Annotated in this window: 20 protein-coding genes; 18 read left to right on the forward strand and 2 right to left on the reverse strand. The window is 42.5% G+C overall.

Going from position 1 to position 16,279, the window contains the following annotated elements:
* Positions 1-66 precede the first annotated feature (66 nt).
* Genes KDW99_RS09630 through KDW99_RS09665 form a run of 8 tightly spaced genes read left to right on the forward strand, consistent with a single transcriptional unit; the run spans position 67 to position 7,368 of the window.
* On the forward strand, positions 67-1,431 hold the full coding sequence (locus KDW99_RS09630) for a DEAD/DEAH box helicase (RefSeq protein WP_255829088.1): 1,365 nt from the start codon (positions 67-69) through the stop codon (positions 1,429-1,431).
* A 28-nt stretch (positions 1,432-1,459) separates the two neighbouring features.
* Positions 1,460-2,881 carry a protein adenylyltransferase SelO gene (locus KDW99_RS09635; RefSeq protein WP_255829089.1) on the forward strand — a complete coding sequence of 474 codons (1,422 nt, stop codon included), beginning with the start codon at positions 1,460-1,462 and terminating at the stop codon, positions 2,879-2,881.
* A 52-nt stretch (positions 2,882-2,933) separates the two neighbouring features.
* Positions 2,934-3,962, forward strand: coding sequence for an NAD(P)H-dependent glycerol-3-phosphate dehydrogenase (locus KDW99_RS09640; protein ID WP_255829091.1), 1,029 nt, complete (start codon positions 2,934-2,936; stop codon positions 3,960-3,962).
* A complete protein-coding gene (locus KDW99_RS09645) occupies positions 3,955-4,239 on the forward strand; it encodes a DUF4389 domain-containing protein (protein ID WP_255829092.1) in 285 nt (94 codons plus the stop codon). Before KDW99_RS09640 ends, KDW99_RS09645 begins: the two co-directional genes overlap by 8 nt.
* Positions 4,226-4,705, forward strand: coding sequence for a phosphohistidine phosphatase SixA (gene sixA, locus KDW99_RS09650; RefSeq protein ID WP_255829093.1), 480 nt, complete (start codon positions 4,226-4,228; stop codon positions 4,703-4,705). Before KDW99_RS09645 ends, sixA begins: the two co-directional genes overlap by 14 nt.
* A gap of 37 nt (positions 4,706-4,742) precedes the next feature.
* Positions 4,743-5,606, forward strand: a complete 864-nt coding sequence (locus tag KDW99_RS09655; protein ID WP_255829094.1) for an alpha/beta fold hydrolase — start codon at positions 4,743-4,745, stop codon at positions 5,604-5,606.
* Positions 5,607-5,646: 40 nt separating this feature from the next.
* Positions 5,647-6,438, forward strand: a complete 792-nt coding sequence (locus tag KDW99_RS09660) for a DUF4892 domain-containing protein (protein WP_255829095.1) — start codon at positions 5,647-5,649, stop codon at positions 6,436-6,438.
* A 6-nt stretch (positions 6,439-6,444) separates the two neighbouring features.
* Positions 6,445-7,368 carry a patatin-like phospholipase family protein gene (locus KDW99_RS09665; protein ID WP_370646890.1) on the forward strand — a complete coding sequence of 308 codons (924 nt, stop codon included), beginning with the start codon at positions 6,445-6,447 and terminating at the stop codon, positions 7,366-7,368.
* A 9-nt stretch (positions 7,369-7,377) separates the two neighbouring features.
* Here the strand turns inward: KDW99_RS09665 and KDW99_RS09670 are convergent, their stop codons facing one another.
* Positions 7,378-7,980 (reverse strand): Maf family protein, encoded by a 603-nt coding sequence (locus KDW99_RS09670; protein ID WP_255829097.1) that lies wholly within the window; start codon positions 7,978-7,980, stop codon positions 7,378-7,380.
* 137 nt (positions 7,981-8,117) lie between these two features.
* Between KDW99_RS09670 and KDW99_RS09675 the strand changes: the two genes are divergently transcribed.
* The 7 genes from KDW99_RS09675 (at position 8,118) to fabF (ending at position 13,225) form a co-directional block, all read left to right on the forward strand.
* On the forward strand, positions 8,118-8,639 hold the full coding sequence (locus KDW99_RS09675; RefSeq protein WP_255829098.1) for a YceD family protein: 522 nt from the start codon (positions 8,118-8,120) through the stop codon (positions 8,637-8,639).
* A gap of 17 nt (positions 8,640-8,656) precedes the next feature.
* A complete protein-coding gene (gene rpmF / locus KDW99_RS09680) occupies positions 8,657-8,836 on the forward strand; it encodes a 50S ribosomal protein L32 (RefSeq protein WP_072839128.1) in 180 nt (59 codons plus the stop codon).
* A gap of 11 nt (positions 8,837-8,847) precedes the next feature.
* Positions 8,848-9,795, forward strand: a complete 948-nt coding sequence (locus KDW99_RS09685) for a fatty acid synthesis protein (RefSeq protein ID WP_255829099.1) — start codon at positions 8,848-8,850, stop codon at positions 9,793-9,795.
* Positions 9,792-10,715, forward strand: a complete 924-nt coding sequence (gene fabD, locus KDW99_RS09690) for an ACP S-malonyltransferase (protein WP_255829100.1) — start codon at positions 9,792-9,794, stop codon at positions 10,713-10,715. The genes KDW99_RS09685 and fabD overlap by 4 nt, the downstream gene beginning before the upstream one ends.
* Positions 10,716-10,776: 61 nt before the next feature.
* Positions 10,777-11,511 (forward strand): 3-oxoacyl-ACP reductase FabG, encoded by a 735-nt coding sequence (fabG, locus tag KDW99_RS09695; RefSeq protein ID WP_255829101.1) that lies wholly within the window; start codon positions 10,777-10,779, stop codon positions 11,509-11,511.
* A 134-nt stretch (positions 11,512-11,645) separates the two neighbouring features.
* The gene (gene acpP / locus KDW99_RS09700) at positions 11,646-11,879 is read left to right on the forward strand and encodes an acyl carrier protein (protein ID WP_012069834.1); all 234 of its coding nucleotides are present in this window, start codon (positions 11,646-11,648) and stop codon (positions 11,877-11,879) included.
* A gap of 104 nt (positions 11,880-11,983) precedes the next feature.
* Complete coding sequence (fabF, locus tag KDW99_RS09705) at positions 11,984-13,225, forward strand: beta-ketoacyl-ACP synthase II (RefSeq protein WP_255829102.1); 1,242 nt, start codon at positions 11,984-11,986, stop codon at positions 13,223-13,225.
* Between the two features lie 48 nt (positions 13,226-13,273).
* Here fabF and KDW99_RS09710 read toward each other — a convergent pair whose 3' ends face one another.
* The gene (locus KDW99_RS09710; RefSeq protein WP_255829103.1) at positions 13,274-13,681 is read right to left on the reverse strand and encodes a PA2817 family protein; all 408 of its coding nucleotides are present in this window, start codon (positions 13,679-13,681) and stop codon (positions 13,274-13,276) included.
* 61 nt (positions 13,682-13,742) lie between these two features.
* On the opposite strand from KDW99_RS09710, the gene KDW99_RS09715 reads away from it, so the two are divergent.
* From KDW99_RS09715 to queF, 3 genes are read left to right on the forward strand one after another with little or no spacing between them, the layout of a single operon-like run.
* Positions 13,743-14,660: an ABC transporter ATP-binding protein gene (locus KDW99_RS09715; RefSeq protein ID WP_255829104.1), complete on the forward strand. Its 918-nt coding sequence runs from the start codon at positions 13,743-13,745 to the stop codon at positions 14,658-14,660.
* Between the two features lie 4 nt (positions 14,661-14,664).
* Positions 14,665-15,438 carry an ABC transporter permease gene (locus KDW99_RS09720; RefSeq protein ID WP_255829105.1) on the forward strand — a complete coding sequence of 258 codons (774 nt, stop codon included), beginning with the start codon at positions 14,665-14,667 and terminating at the stop codon, positions 15,436-15,438.
* Between the two features lie 11 nt (positions 15,439-15,449).
* Complete coding sequence (gene queF / locus KDW99_RS09725; RefSeq protein ID WP_255829106.1) at positions 15,450-16,265, forward strand: NADPH-dependent 7-cyano-7-deazaguanine reductase QueF; 816 nt, start codon at positions 15,450-15,452, stop codon at positions 16,263-16,265.
* The last annotated feature ends 14 nt before the right edge of the window (positions 16,266-16,279 follow it).

A 16,279-nucleotide genomic window follows, 5' to 3' on the forward strand; every position in this document is an offset into this window, starting at 1 on the left:
CAATTAGGTACACTCCTAGCACAGATTATTAACCTCAAAACACAATAGAAGCGTATAGATTCCAATATGGAAAACCAAACTCAAGAAGCACCACAAGAAACGACAGCAAAACCAAAGCCAAAACGTACACGTCGCCCAAATAAGCGTCCAAAAAAGCAAGATGATAATACGGCAAGTGTTCAGGCTGATACGCAAGCAAGCAATGATACTAAGCCTACAGGTAATGCAAACTCTAAAGTTTGGTCTATTGAAGACTTTCCGGTGGCGGAAGTTGAGGGCAAGATGCGCTTCCATGACTTAAACCTTCCTGATCGAGTGATAAAGTCTATTTCTGAAATGGGGTTTGAATACTGCAGTGAAATTCAGGCAGAAACCTTACCGATGACGCTCTTGGGTTATGACATTATTGGTCAAGCACAAACGGGTACGGGTAAAACGGCTGCATTTCTCATAGCAATGATTAGTGATTTTCTTGATTATCCGCTGGAAGAAAAACGAGCGAATAATTTTGCTCGTGGTTTGATTATCGCACCGACGCGTGAGTTGGCGATACAGATCGCTGATGAAGCGGTGAAGTTAACCTCAAATTGTCATTTGAATGTCGTGACTTTGGTTGGCGGTTTGAGCTATGAAAAACAGAAAATTGCATTAGAAACAGAAAATGTTGATATCTTGGTTGCAACACCTGGTCGTTTGTTGGACTTTGCTCGTAGCCGCAAAGTGCAATTGGGTAAAGTGGAATGTTTAGTGCTTGATGAGGCTGACCGCATGCTGTCCATGGGCTTTATTCCGGATGTGAAAAGCATTATTCGTATGACGCCACATAAAGAAACAAGACAAACTATGTTGTTTAGTGCGACCTTCCCTAAAGACATACAGGCACTAGCGCAACAGTGGACCTACTTTCCAAAAGAAGTCTCTGTTGTGCCCAAAGAGGCGACAAACCAAAATATTGATCAGGTCATCTATACTGTAGAAGCAGATCAGAAGTGGCCGGTATTGCAACAGTTGATCGAAAAAAATGGCGGACAACGTACTATCATTTTTGCTAACCGTCGTGATGAAACTCGTGATCTGTATGAGCGTTTGCGCAAGGCAAATATTAATTGCGCGATTTTATCTGGCGAAGTGGCACAAGATAAACGAGTGAAAACCTTGGCTAATTTCAAAGATGGCACCATTCAAGTACTTGTTGCTACTGATGTTGCTGGGCGTGGAATTCACGTAGATAACGTAGAGCTAGTGGTTAATTACTCATTACCAGAAGATCCAGAAGATTACGTGCATCGCATTGGTCGTACTGGTCGTGGTGGTGAAATGGGTAAATCAGTAAGCTTTGCCAGCGAAGATGATTCTTTCATGATTCCTGAAATCGAAAGAGTCGTCGGTGAGAGTATCCGCTGTGAATACATGGTAGATACATCTTTATAAAAATCGCTTAATTTTTAAGTGAGATAAGATGAATTTAGAACACCACTTTGCAAGTTTGGGTGAGGCGTTTTCTTCGAAAACTCTCATCCAGCCACTTCTTGAGCAGCGATTGGTAGAGTTTAACCAATCGCTCGCTAGCTTTCTGTCTATTGATATTAAATCGAATGAAACCAAACGACTTTTAAGTGGTGAGGAGGCTCTGCCTTCCAGCCTGAGTATGGTCTACGCAGGTCATCAATTTGGTGGTTTTTCGCCTCAGCTGGGTGATGGCCGTGGTGTGCTGCTAGGGGAGGTTCGTGGAGAAGATGGTCTTTTGTATGATTTGCATATGAAAGGCGCGGGTCCAACGCCTTATTCTCGACGCGCCGATGGTCGTGCCGTTTTACGTTCTTGTATTCGTGAATACTTAGCCAGTGAGGGGATGGCGGCGTTGTCGGTGCCTTCTTCTCGTGCTTTGGCGCTTTATGATAGTCGAGAGGCGGTGTATCGAGAAACGCCTGAGGCTGGCGCTATGCTGCTCAGAGTGGCACAAGGGCATATTCGCTTTGGCCACTTTGAATACTTTTTTTATCAGGGTAAACAGGCGGAACTGGAACAGCTTATCGATTACTGCCTTAAACATTATTATCCTGAATGCTTGGCGACAGATGCCCCCTTAGAAAGCATGTTGATCGAAGTGGTAAAGCGTACCGCAAGAATGATTGCTAAATGGCAGGCAATTGGTTTTCAGCATGGCGTGATGAATACCGATAATTTTTCTTTCACGGGTGAAACCATCGATTATGGCCCTTATGGCTTCATGGAAGATTATGAACCTAATTGGGTTTGCAATCATTCTGACTATGAAGGGCGTTATGCGTTTTCGCGCCAGCCAGGCGTTGGTTTATGGAATCTTAATTGCTTGATGAGATGTTTTTCCAAGCATCTGGAAAGGGATCAGCTGATTGCTATATTGCAATCTTATGAGCCAGAGTTACAGGCTCATTATGATTCATTGATGATGGAGAAAATGGGTCTAAACTCAGTACAAGAAGTACACGAATTGTTGCCGATACTATTTTCAATATTGGCTGTGGAAAAAATGGATTATACCGTCTTTTTCCGTTTATTGAGTCATATTGAACAGGGGGATTATTCGCTTTTGCTCGACGAGGTTGTTGATCGAGAAAAACTGTCTTCTTGGCTTGAGCGATATGAGCTTGCGCGAGTGAAAGGCGGTTCAGCGTGGTCTGAAGTCGGTAATTCCATGTTGGCTATAAACCCTAAATTTATACTAAGAAACTATTTGGCTCATGATGCGATTCTTGCTGCTGAACAAGGTGATTACTTACCATTCCGTCGTTTATTAAACGTACTTACTCATCCTTTTGATGAGCATCCTGAGTCAGATGCTCTTGCGCAAAGGGCGCCTGAGTGGGGGAAATCTCTGGAGGTGAGTTGTTCGTCTTAGTTTCGTGCATTTTTATATGGTTTGACGATATTTTAAAAGAGAAGCAGTCATTATGAAGCATTCTGTATGTGTATTGGGTGGTGGTAGTTTTGGTACCGCCTTGGCGAATATTATGGCAAAAAATGGTCATCAAGTTAGCCAGTGGATGCGCAATGAAGAGCAGGTTGAAGAAATTAATCTGACAGGTTTGAATAGTCGCTATTTGCCAAATGCACCATTGCACCGCGAGTTATTAGCGACCAGTAATTTGGAACAAGCAATCCGCGATAGCGATACCGTTTTTGTGTCTATACCGTCTAAATCATTCGAGCAGGTTGTGCAGCGCATCGAACCTTTATTGACTGCGGATAAAATATTAATTAGCACCACCAAGGGGTTTAATCCAAATCGATTTGAACTTATGAGTGATGTTTTGCGTCGAAACCCTATTACTCAAAAAATAGGTGTATTAAGCGGTCCAAATTTAGCCAAGGAGATCGCAGCAGGTCAAATGACTGGGTCTGTCATCGCTAGTGCTGATGATAATGTGCGTCAGCGTGTTATTGAATTGTTGAAATCGCCGACTTTTCGAGTTTATGAGAATATTGATAGTACGGGTGTTGAGTTGGCCGGCGCGCTAAAAAATATCTATGCCATTGTCTGTGGCCTTGCCAAAGCTCTAAATGTTGGCGAAAACACAATGTCGATGATTATGACTCGAAGTCTGGCTGAGATGAGTCGCTTTGCCGTGCATTTTGGTGCTAACCCAATGACGTTTCTTGGATTAGCGGGGATGGGGGACTTAATTGCGACCTGTACATCACCTTTGAGTCGAAACTACCGTGTTGGATTTGCCATCGGATCAGGTCAAAATTTGAACGAGGCTGTGGGTGGAATTGGAGAGGTAGCAGAAGGGGTGAACACCCTGAAGATGGTGGTAGAAGAAGCCAACAAACACGGCTTGTATATGCCGCTTGCGGAAGGTTTGTCTAAATTATTGTTTAAAGGTGCCAAGCTGGAATCATTGATCGGGTCAATGATGACTGGTGAGCAAAAATGGGATGTCGAATTTGCGACAAATGAGGGGAATAACAATGTCTAAACCAGGTTATGCTGATCAGGGTTTTTGGTTTCGTGTGATTTTTATGTTGATCTATTGGGTCGTTTTAAACGTTGCTGTCACTGTATTTGGTGTTTTGCTTATTTTAGTAAGCTTGGTGAAGTTGGGCTCGAAGCATGAGCCTGTGATGTTATCGTCTTGGCTAAAAGCGATGACAGCATTTATTGGGCAAATTTTTTCATTCTTGTCTTTTGGGTCAGAAGAGAAACCTTTTCCATTTCAACCATGGCCTCAGGTAGATGCGGATGAAGAAGCCTAAGCGTCTTTATGTCCTGCGTCATGGTAACGCTCAGCCATATGGCTATGATAAAGATGAGCGTCGAGAGTTAACTGAGCTTGGGGTGGCTGAAGTGAAAACGGCTGCCCGAGCTTTTCGCAGTAAAGGCGAACAGTTTGATGTTGTTTTTGTCAGCCCTTACATACGGGCGCAACAAACAGCGAAGGTTTTTTTGGCGGATCTTGATGTTTCTGTTGAGGTTAAAGATAGCTCTCTTATCACACCTGATGGTCGCGAAATGGATGTGGCGAATTGGCTGAATGACCAGCCTTATGAATCCATCTTATTAGTTACTCATCAGCCTTTTGCACATCAGTTTGTCGACTTTCTAGTTGATGAGCCTTTGCCTGTTAGTTTTGCTATGACAACAGCGACGATTGCTGCGGTTGAGGGTGAGTTTCTGGCGCGGGCATGTTGTCAATTCCGTTGGTGTGTCTCACCATCATAAATTATTAATAGAATTTAATGGTTGGTAAAAAACGAGTATGGGAAATGAAATTGTCTATAAGCTAGCGCATACTGAAATTGCTGCGCTTCAATGGTTGCCTAAAAATACTTCTGCATTAAAGGTGTTGTCATTGCATGGTTGGCTTGATAATGCTGCCAGCTTCTCACATTTATCTCCTCACTTGTCTGATTTCTCTCATATTGCCTTAGATCTTGCGGGGCATGGCCTATCGCTACATCGTCCGGCTGGCAGTTTTTATCATTTGTGGGATTACGTTTTGGATGTTGTGTCCATTTTGAATCAGTCCAAGCAAAGTGTTTGGTTGATTGGTCATAGCATGGGAGGCGCTGTGGCTATGTTGGTCGCGGCGATTGCTCCAGATAAAGTTCGCGGTCTGATTGTGTTGGATAATATGGGGCCTTTAAGTGGCTCTCCTGAAAGTCGAGTTGTGACGCTGCAGCGTGCTGTGAACAAAATGGCAAAGTATCGCTTAAACAGAGAAACCAGTTATCCAACCAAAGAAGCTATGGTGTCAGCTAGAATGGAAGGTTTTACTCAATTATCCAGATCCGGCTCGAGATTGTTAGTTGAACGTGGTGCCAAGCAGAATGACGATGGTATTTGGACGTGGCGTCACGATGGGAAATTGACATTCCCTTCTCCTTTTCGAATGGATGAAGAAAGTGTTAAGGCTTTTATTCAGGAGATAAAGTGTCCTACTTTGGCTCTAGTGGCAAAAGATGGGATTTATCAAAACGACCATCAATTGGTTGAGAAACGAGCGTCCCAATTTCCATGGATTAAATTGAAATGGCTGGAAGGAAATCATCATTTTCACCTTGAGCCCGATACTTGTTTTGCGGTAGCGACTGAAATTCAGCGATTTATAGATCAAAACTAATGCGTTAACCCATCCTTGCTTAGGATGAAAGGAAGGTTGTATGGTCAAATTTCGTAGCGTGATATATCTATTGGCTGCTTTTAGTGGCGTTTCTTTTGCTGGGGCAGGCGTTGATCCCTACCGAGAGGCGCAATTGGTTAAGAGTAGCTCTCTAGCTGAGCAGTTCGTTGAGATTCCGCTGAGCAAGATTCAGCGTGCTGGTAGGGGTTGGGAGCCAGAAACAGTTATTCGCTTAAAGGGCGATTACTTCTCGTCGCTGTATAAAATCAACCGTAATGCACTTATATCCGATGTGTATGCTCATTATCGTTCCCAAATGTTAACTGACGAGCGCAGTATCCTGTTTGAATGTGAGAGTAGGAGTTGTGGGAGCAGTAATGCTTGGGCGAATAGCTTCTTCGGTGATTACCTTTTGTATGGTTCGGATCAAAGTCAGTTTCTGTTGGTGGTTAAGAATAATCAGGATGTTTACCAGATTTTATATATTAATCGTCGAGGCGCAGGTGACGTAATGGTTCGTTTGGATGAAGTGAAATCCACTGAGGCAAACGATACAGAGTTTGATATTGTTGCTCAAATGGATGTTGAAGATATCCCTAGAATTCGCCGTTTTGTTAATGATTTACCTGCTGGGCAAAATGTAGTTGGTTTTGTTACCAGTCAAAAAACTGGTGGTTTAAGCGCTATTAAAAGCGGTGATCAACTTATTTCAACTGTGTCGGCGGGGCTTGGTGATCGATTAAAGGATAAGGTAAGATTTATTAATTTAGCGGATCTTGGTCGCGAATCTCTTGGTGTAAATCGCATATCTTTTGTTTATGCTCGTCCTTAGGCGGTAATGGTGAATACGAAAAAAACAGTTGCTCTGGTTTTAGGGAGTGGTGCAGCGCGTGGTAATGCGCACATAGGTGTGATTCAGGCTTTTGAAGATCGTGGATATGATATCGTCAGCATCTCTGGTTGCTCTATTGGGGCAATTGTTGGTGGTGTTTATGCAGCTGGAAAGCTGTCTGAGTATCGTGAGTGGGCGGAATCTTTGGATCGAATGAATGTAATTCGTCTATTGGATATGTCTATTTTAAACGGTGGCTATGTAAAAGGTGATCGTTTTTTCGAGAAAATTCAAGATTTGATAGGAGAGCCAACTATTGAATCTTTACCTATTTCTTATACTTCGGTTGCTGTTGATCTATTGAATCAGAAAGAGTTTTGGTTTCAACGTGGCGACTTAATAAGCTCGATGCGTGCTTCCTCTGCTATACCGTCTCTGGTTTTGCCTGTGACGCTTAACGGTCGAATGTATGTCGATGGTGGGGTATTGAACCCTTTACCTATCATTCCTTCAGTACCTGCAGGAGCGGACTATATAGTGGCCGTTGATCTTAATGGGCCAGCAGAGCAAGTTATAAATAATATCTCTGAAAGTGAGCAGGGTGGCCCTGCTTGGTGGCTGAGTACTAAAGGCTTTTTTGGGAAAAATAAAGATGGAACAGATGATAAAGTAAAGTATTCCCCAGAAAGTTGGGGGCGATTACAAACTATAAATATGATGTTTGAGACGATGCAAGAATCTCTTACTCAATATAAATTAGCTGGATATCCGCCAGATCTGCTCATATCAATACCTAAGGATGTCTCTGGTTTCTATGAATTTTGGCGAGCCAAAGAATTGGTTGAATTTGGATATAAGACTGCTTTAAAAGCGATTGATGGTCTAGAGTCACCAAAGTCGAGTTATTTTTCATTTCCAAAAGGCTATTAGCTACTGCTATTAGCCTATAGGGTTTACCCCTATGTCTCTGAGTAATTTAGATAAAGATATGAGTGGTAGTCCAATTAGGCTGTTTGGGTCATCGCCTTCCATTTTTTCAAAAAGGCACACGCCTAAACCTTCGCACTTAAAACTGCCGGCGCAATCGAGAGGCTGCTCTATAGATACGTATTGTGTAATCTCTGCAGTTGTTAGCACTCTAAAATGAACGTGGTATTCGTTTAACGTGTATTGATAAGAGCGGTCTTGCTGATTAAAAACACAGAGGCCAGTTAAAAAGCTGACTTTTTTGCCGCTAAAACTAGAAAGCTGGTTGATTGCGTTTTCAGTTGTATGTGGTTTTCCTAAAATTTGCCCATTTAACACAGCAACTTGATCGGAAGTGATAATTAGGTCGTTTGAATTCGGTGTGTTTTGCTGGCGAGCAAAGTCAACAGCGTGGGCTTTGGCGACGCTGAGGCGTTTTACTAAATCAATGGCGGATTCTTGACTTAATGGGCTTTCATCAATATTAGGTGAATGGCATTCAAATGGGATTTTTAGGCGTTCTAAGAGTGCTTTTCGATAAGGAGAAGATGAGCCTAATATGAGTTTTTTTTGCATTGTTTTATAATCGTTTTATTGGGATGAATGGGTATTTTACTTTTTTTTGTGTCTAATGGCTTAAAAAAGTGAAAAAAAGTGCTTTAAGAGCAGTTAGACTTTGACAAAAAGGGCCCTTAGCAATATTATCCCCCGCCATGTTGAATGATACGTTACCTAAATATTTTGACCCTCGTAAATACGCTAGCCATGAGCAAGCGATCGACGGGTACTTGCACCTTAATCAATTTAAGGAGCTTTGTGCTATATTAGCCTCAGATGAGGGTAATGCTTTTATTCATCTAGACTTTAGAGTTGATGAGGATAGGCGCTATATTGCTACCGGTTCATTAACCGCTCAAGTACAGGTTGTTTGTCAACGTTGTATGGGGGCTGTTTCACATGATCTGGAGATAGATTTGTCGCTGGCATTCGTTTATGACGAAGATCATGCTAAGAATCTACCAAACAATTACGATCCTGTTGTCATGACCGATGGTGAAGTAATTTTGGCAGATATGGTTGAGCAAGAAATTATACTTGCGCTACCAATTGTCGCCTATCACGAAGAAAGTGGTTGCAACCCAACAGCTGTAAAGTATGCCTCGTCTACCGATGACGCACCGGATGGCGAAAAACCGAATCCATTTAGTATATTGGCCCAATTAAAGGCCAAGTAAAGTTAGGAGCTCCAAAAATGGCAGTACAAAAAAGTAAAGTAACTCGTTCACGTCGCGGCCAGCGCCGTTCACACGATGCTTTGACAGGTCCAACTCTTTCTGTAGAAAAGACAACTGGTGAACTTCACCGTCGTCACCATATTTCTGCAGATGGTTTTTACCGTGGCCGTCAAGTTATCACCCCTAAAGGTGAGTAACTAAGATACCCATGATCAGGGTAGCTTTAGACGCTATGGGCGGGGACTTAGGTCCCCGCATTGCATTTGACGGTGCGATGGAGATTCTTTCTCGCTATAGAGATGTCGTCATCACTATTTATTATTCCCCTAATTCCGGTCTGGAACTTCCTGCGCCACATGAACGCTTATCTCTAATTGCTTGCTCTGATGTTATTGATGGAGACGAAGAGATAGTGTTGTCCTTATTTCGTCGCCGAAACAGCACGCTTTACCAGTCTCTAAACGCATTGTCTGAACAGTCTTCAGATGTTGTAGTGACCTTAGGAAATACGGGGGCAATGGTTGCATTAGCGCGCCATATATTGGGCGTGTTACGTCCGAAATTATACCCAGCATTAATTAGAGAGCTATACTCTAATCCTTTACGATGTTTGGTAGACTTGGGTGCGAATGTTCACTGTCCGCCATCTATGCTGGTTGGCTTTGCTGAGCTGGGTGCGGCTTATGTAGAAACACTAAGTGATGAACAGTCAAGGGTAGGCTTATTGAACGTTGGGGTAGAGAGCTCTAAAGGTAGTGCCGTTATTAGAGAGACTGATCGGCTTTTAGCGAGCAAGAAATGGCCTGATTATTTTGGTTATGCGGAAGGTACAGAATTGTTTGATGGCGATAAAAACGTCATTGTATGTGATGGCATGGTTGGTAATGCCGTCTTGAAAGCATCTGAGGGACTTTTGTCTTTTATGATGAGTAAGTTTAAAAAAGTGGATGGGGCATCATCCTTGTTTGAGACTTTTTACCAAACTGAGCGAAGACATGGAGCTTGTTTAGTGGGTGTTCGTGGCAATTTGGTAAAAGGTCATGGTCGTTCAGATTTGTCTGCTATGATCGGTGCGATTGAGTATGGAATTGATATTGCGCGTGCAGATTTATATTCTGCAATAGAAGCGCGACTTTGTAGTGAGGAAGTGAAATGAGCACTAAATTAGCTTTTGTTTTTCCGGGGCAGGGTTCTCAGCAATTGGGAATGTTGGCGGATTTAGCGGAGAAGCACGATATAATAGAGCAAACTTTTGTCGAAGCATCTGATGTTCTTGGCTATGATTTATGGGACCTTGTGCAAAACGATGCTGAGAAGCTTAGTCAGACAGATAAGACTCAGCCAGCTTTGTTGACGGCTAGCGTAGCTCTATGGCGTCTTTGGGGGCAGCAGGGAGGCGATAAACCTGCATATGTTGCTGGGCATAGTCTTGGTGAGTATTCTGCTTTGGTGTGCGCTGGTGTAATCGCTTTCGCTGATGCGGTAGAGCTTGTGAAGTTGCGTGGTGAATATATGCAGCAAGCGGTTCCTGCTGGTGAAGGTGCAATGGCCGCTATTATCGGTCTTGATGATGATAAAGTGGTTGCTGCATGTGAGTCTGCTCCGGGTATTGTTAGCGCTGTTAATTTCAACTCTCCTGGTCAGGTGGTTATTGCTGGTCATGTTGCCGCGGTTGAGGCTGCAATGGTAAATGCTAAAGAAGCGGGTGCTAAGCGTGCCTTGCCTTTGCCTGTTAGCGTTCCTTCTCATTGTGAGCTTATGATCCCAGCTGGTACTAAGTTAGCAGAGAAGCTAGACACGATTGTATTTAATGCGCCTTCTTACACTTTGGTGCAGAATGTTACAGCTCAAGCGGTATCTGACCCTTCTCTGATTAAGGCAAACTTGGTTTCTCAGTTAAGTGAGCCTGTTTTGTGGACGCAAACTGTTGTGTTGCTTTCTGAATTGGGTGTAACCTCAACTATTGAATGTGGCCCAGGCAAAGTGCTAAGTGGTCTTAATAAGCGTATAGTTAAAGGCTTAGAGACATCTTCTCTAGGTGATTTGGCTGGATTTGAAGCGGCTTTGTCTGCGTAATAGAATTTTATTATTTGTTCGTAAAAAATATACGATTCGACATATATTGTAGGAGACAAGCATGAGTCTTGAAGGAAAAATTGCTCTAGTAACTGGAGCTACTCGTGGCATAGGTAAAGCCATTGCTGTTGCTCTAGTAGAGCAGGGAGCAACCGTAATTGGTACTGCTACTAGCGAGTCTGGTGCACAAAGCATTTCAGAGTACCTGGGAGCTAATGGTAAAGGCTGGGTGCTTGATGTGTCATCAAGTGAATCAGTTGACGCTGTAATTAAAGAAATTACAGCTGAATTTGGTGCACCAACGGTTCTTGTTAACAACGCTGGCATTACTCGTGATAACTTGATGATGCGAATGAAAGAAGATGAGTGGGATCAGGTGATCAACACCAACCTAACTTCTGTTTTTCGTGTCACAAAAGCTTGCTTACGCGGCATGACTAAAGCAAAATTTGGTCGTGTGATTAGTATTAGTTCCGTTGTCGGTTCCATGGGCAACGGTGGCCAAACAAATTATTCTGCAGCGAAAGCTGGCTTAGAAGGCTTTAGCCGTTCGTTAGCAGCGGAAATTGCGTCTCGTGGTATCACGGTAAACTGTGTTGCTCCAGGATTCATTGAAACAGATATGACTAAGGTGTTACCTGATGAGCATAAGGCTAAATTAGTCGAAAAAGTGCCTTCATCGCGTCTTGGTCAACCAGAAGAAATTGCGGCAGCTGTCGCATTTTTGGCGTCAAATGGCGCCGCTTACATTACCGGTGAGACATTACATGTCAATGGCGGTATGTATATGTCGTAATTTGAGTTGAATTTTATATTTAATTCAACGAAAATACGTCTCCGGTTCATGTCGAGAATCACACCTTTTTTTGGTGATCGAATTTTTATAATATGCTCACACTGAGCTGTTAATGAGTAGAGTAGGAACTTCTAATGAGTAGCATTGAAGAACGCGTTAAGAAAATCGTTTGTGAACAACTAGGCGTTAAAGAAGAAGATGTTGTTGCTTCAGCATCTTTTGTTGATGACCTAGGTGCAGATTCCCTAGATACAGTTGAGCTAGTAATGGCTCTTGAAGAGGAATTTGATACTGAAATTCCTGATGAAGAAGCAGAAAAAATCACTACTGTACAAGCAGCGAACGATTACATTAACGCTAACTTGTAATATATTGGTGAACTGAGTTTTCCGAAAAGCCGCTTGTATTCGTTACAGCGGCTTTTCTTATTAATAGCTCTTAATGATTGAGAGCGATTTGCTGGAGAAATCTTATGTCTCGTCGTCGGGTAGTAGTCACAGGAATGGGAATGGTGACACCCCTTGGCAATAATGTGAAAGATACGTGGGATAACATCTTGGAAGGCAAGAGTGGTGTATCGGAGATCACTTCTTTTGATGCTAGCCAGTTTTCTACCCGTTTTGCAGCACAAGTAAATGACTTTGATGCAACTCAATATATGAGTGTCAAAGAAGCTCGCAAAATGGATCTTTTCATTCAATATGGCATCGCAGCTGCAGTGCAAGCTTTAGAGGATGCTGACCTTAATGCTGATACAGCGGATTTAACCCGCGTTGGCTGTGCGATAGGTTCAGGGATTGGTGGTTTACCAATGATTGAAAAAAACCTAGAGCTATTGAATGAATCTGGCCCAAAACGTATTTCTCCTTTTTTTGTTCCAGGCGCGATTATTAATATGATTTCAGGTCATGTTGCGATTCGTTTTGGTTTTAAAGGCCCAAATATTTCTATTGTCACTGCTTGTACTACAGGTACGCATAATATCGGTATGGCTGGGCGTATGATTGCCTATGGTGATGCGGATGTGATGATTGCCGGTGGTGCTGAGATGGCTATTACGCCATTAGGTATCGGCGGCTTCGGTGCTGCTAGGGCTTTATCTACTCGTAATGATGATCATAAGACCGCAAGTCGTCCATGGGACAAAGATCGCGATGGTTTCGTTATGGGTGACGGCGCAGGTATTCTTGTATTGGAAGAATACGAGCACGCTGTTGCGCGTGGTGCAAAAATCTACGCAGAGCTTGCAGGCTTTGGTATGAGCGATGATGCGCATCACATGACTGCACCACCTGAAGGTGGTGAAGGTGCAGCGTCAGCAATGAGTGCAGCATTAAAAGATGCTCATCTAATTCCTTCAGAAATAGATTATATTAATGCCCATGGCACATCGACACCGGCAGGTGATCTTGCGGAGACGCAAGCCGTAAAAGTGCTAATGGGTGACGATGCGTCAGATGTTGCTATGAGTTCGACTAAGTCGATGATTGGACATTTGCTGGGCGCTTCTGGGGCTGTCGAGTCAATATTCTCTATTCTTGCCATTCGCGATCAAGTTGCTCCGCCAACTATTAATTTGGATGAGCCGGGCGAAGGTTGTGATTTGAATTATGTTCCTGGAACACCGCAAAAACGCAAAATAGACGTAGTATTAAATAATTCGTTTGGTTTTGGTGGTACGAATGGAACGTTAGTGTTTAAGAAGATTTCTTAGGCGCTACAGGCTGAACGAATTATAATTCGTTCAGCCTAGCTAACTTTATTAATGGATTTGAGTTGGTGTGCCGCGTAATGCACTAATTTCTTTTGATATATCATAGCTTTGATTTTGGCTGTCTAGCTCATACAAATGATCTTCCAGCTGCTGATAAAGAGCAATTTCCTCATCACCTAGAAAGTGCAGGCACTCTCCACCAACAAACCATAATAGTTCTCTTTTTATCAGTGGGACTAGATTTGCGTAGCATCGTATGAAGCGTGATAATACTTCTTGAGCGTCGAAAGTATAATCATGGGTATTTTCCTGAATGTTTTTCATCAGGTCGTCCCACTTTTCTAAGAAGTCTAATTCTTCTTCTGCTAGGTCTGGCTGATCAAAAGGTGCGTGTTCTGAGATGCGCTGACGTAAATCAACAAATGCGTCAAATATGTATTGTGTGCGTGATTCCACGTAAAACCCTATTCAAGTATGTAACTATTTAGTCGGCTATTGCCGTACGAGAACTTCAATTATGACATATGCAATCGAAATTAGTGACCTTAAAAAACGCTATGATGGCGGCTTTGAAGCGTTAAAAGGTATCGATTTAAAAGTTGAAAAAGGAGATTTTTTTGCGTTACTTGGCCCAAATGGAGCGGGCAAGTCTACAACAATAGGTATTTTATGCTCGTTGGTGAATAAAACATCGGGCAAAGTGTCTATTTTTGGAACGGATATAGATCAAAATTTTGCTAAAGCAAAAAAATACTTAGGTGTGGTTCCGCAGGAGTTTAACTTCAACGTTTTTGAGACTGTTTTTAATGTTGTGGTCACTCAAGCTGGCTTTTATGGTATCAGCCGCACTGTTGCAGAAGAGCGCGCCGAAAAATATCTAAAACAGTTGGATCTTTGGGATAAAAGAAACGACCAATCACGTATGTTATCTGGTGGAATGAAGCGCCGTTTAATGATTGCAAGGGCGCTTATTCATGAGCCTGAAGTGCTTATCTTAGATGAGCCAACAGCCGGAGTAGACATTGAACTTCGTCGCTCTATGTGGGAATTCATTAAAAAGCTCAATGAGCAGGGTACGACGATTATTTTGACTACGCATTATCTAGAGGAAGCTGAGCAATTGTGTCGAAACATTGCCATTATTAATGCCGGTGAAATTGTTGAAAACACCAGTGTGAAAGCTTTATTGAAAACACTGAACCAAGAAACTTTTATTTTAGATTTGGATGCCAGTCTGCCAGATAATTGGGATTTACCTGAATTTAGTATGTCCATCAGTAAAGATGCAAGTACGATCGAAGTGGAAGTGATTAAAGGGCAGTCTATCAACACTATTTTTAAAGCCCTTGATGAAGTTTCAATCAATGTGCTTAGTATGCGAAACAAGTCTAATCGACTCGAAGAGCTCTTCGTTAAATTAATTAATAAAGGCTAGCTAAATGAAAAATTCGGAAATTTGGGTCGCATTTTATACGATTTTGGTAAGAGAGATTCGTCGCTTTACTCGTATTTGGCCACAAACTCTATTGCCACCAGCCATCACTATGACACTGTACTTCGCTATTTTCGGCAACTTAATTGGTGATCGAATCGGCGAAATGGGTGGTTTCAGTTATATGCAATACATAGTGCCTGGCTTGATCATGATGTCAGTCATTACCAACTCATATTCTAATGTGTCTTCGTCGTTCTTTTCTGCGAAGTTTCAGCATAGTGTGCAAGAGTTATTGGTTTCTCCTACGCCAAACTGGGTTATTCTTATGGGTTACACGCTGGGTGGTGTGGCGCGTGGTTTGTGTGTTGGTGTAACGGTAACCTTGCTGTCGTTGTTTTTTACTCATCTAGCATTAGAGAATTTATTCCTGACGATTCTTGTCGTCTGTTTGACGGCGATTATGTTTTCCTTAGGCGGCTTCGTTAACGCAATTTACGCGAGAAGTTTCGATGATGTCTCTATCGTGCCAACTTTTATTTTGACGCCGTTAACCTATTTAGGTGGTGTATTTTATTCTATCGATTTGTTGCCAGATTTCTGGCAATCCGTATCGTTATTAAATCCTGTTCTTTATATGGTAAATGCGTTTCGATACGGCGTTTTGGGTGTTTCTGATATTAATGTTTATTGGGCGCTTGTGATTGTTTGCGTGTTTATAGTTGTGTTGTTTGGATTTGGTCTACGTTTGCTCAATCAGGGCAAAGGTATTAGAAATTGAGGTAGTGTTATATGGGTTTTTTACCCTTAGGTCAGCAAACAGAATATGTTTCTGAGTACGATGCAGGGTTGCTTTACCCCATTGCAAGAGTTGATAAATGGATTGAGATGGCTATTGAGTCCGAGCGCTTACCCTTTTTTGGTGAAGATGTTTGGAATGCTTATGAGATGTCATGGTTGAATTCTAAAGGTAAGCCAATTGTCGCCTTAGCAGAATTTCGTTTACCATGTAATTCGCCAAATATCATTGAGTCCAAATCCTTTAAGTTGTATTTGAATTCTTTAAATCAGATGCGTTATGGGTCAGCGGAAGAGGTGCAAGCCTTGCTTGAAAAGGATCTTTCAAATGCCGCTGGTGCAGAAGTGACGGTCATTATTCGCGATGTAGATTCAATGGCGTCTTTGGTTGTATTAACACCGGATTATTGCATCGATGAATTGGATGTTGATGTATCTGAATACCACCCAAATTCTGGTCTGTTAGAGACGGATGAATCAGCGGGTGTGGTTGAAGAACGATTGGTGAGCCATCTTTTAAAATCAAATTGTCCTGTTACCAATCAACCTGATTGGGGATCGGTTTTTATTGATTACAAGGGGCCTAAGATTCACCACGAAAGTTTGTTGAAGTATGTGATTTCATTTCGCGAACATACGGATTTTCATGAGCAATGCGTTGAGCGAATTTTTATTGATATCATGCGTCAATGTAAGCCAGAAAGCTTAACTGTCTATGCTCGCTATGTCAGACGTGGAGGGTTGGATATCAATCCGTATCGTTCAACTGCACCATTGGTGTTGGGGAATGATCGTTTAACGCGCCAGTAGTTTATCTTTAGCTA

The sequence above is a fragment of the Marinomonas rhizomae genome, assembly GCF_024397855.1.
Classification (GTDB): domain Bacteria; phylum Pseudomonadota; class Gammaproteobacteria; order Pseudomonadales; family Marinomonadaceae; genus Marinomonas; species Marinomonas rhizomae_A.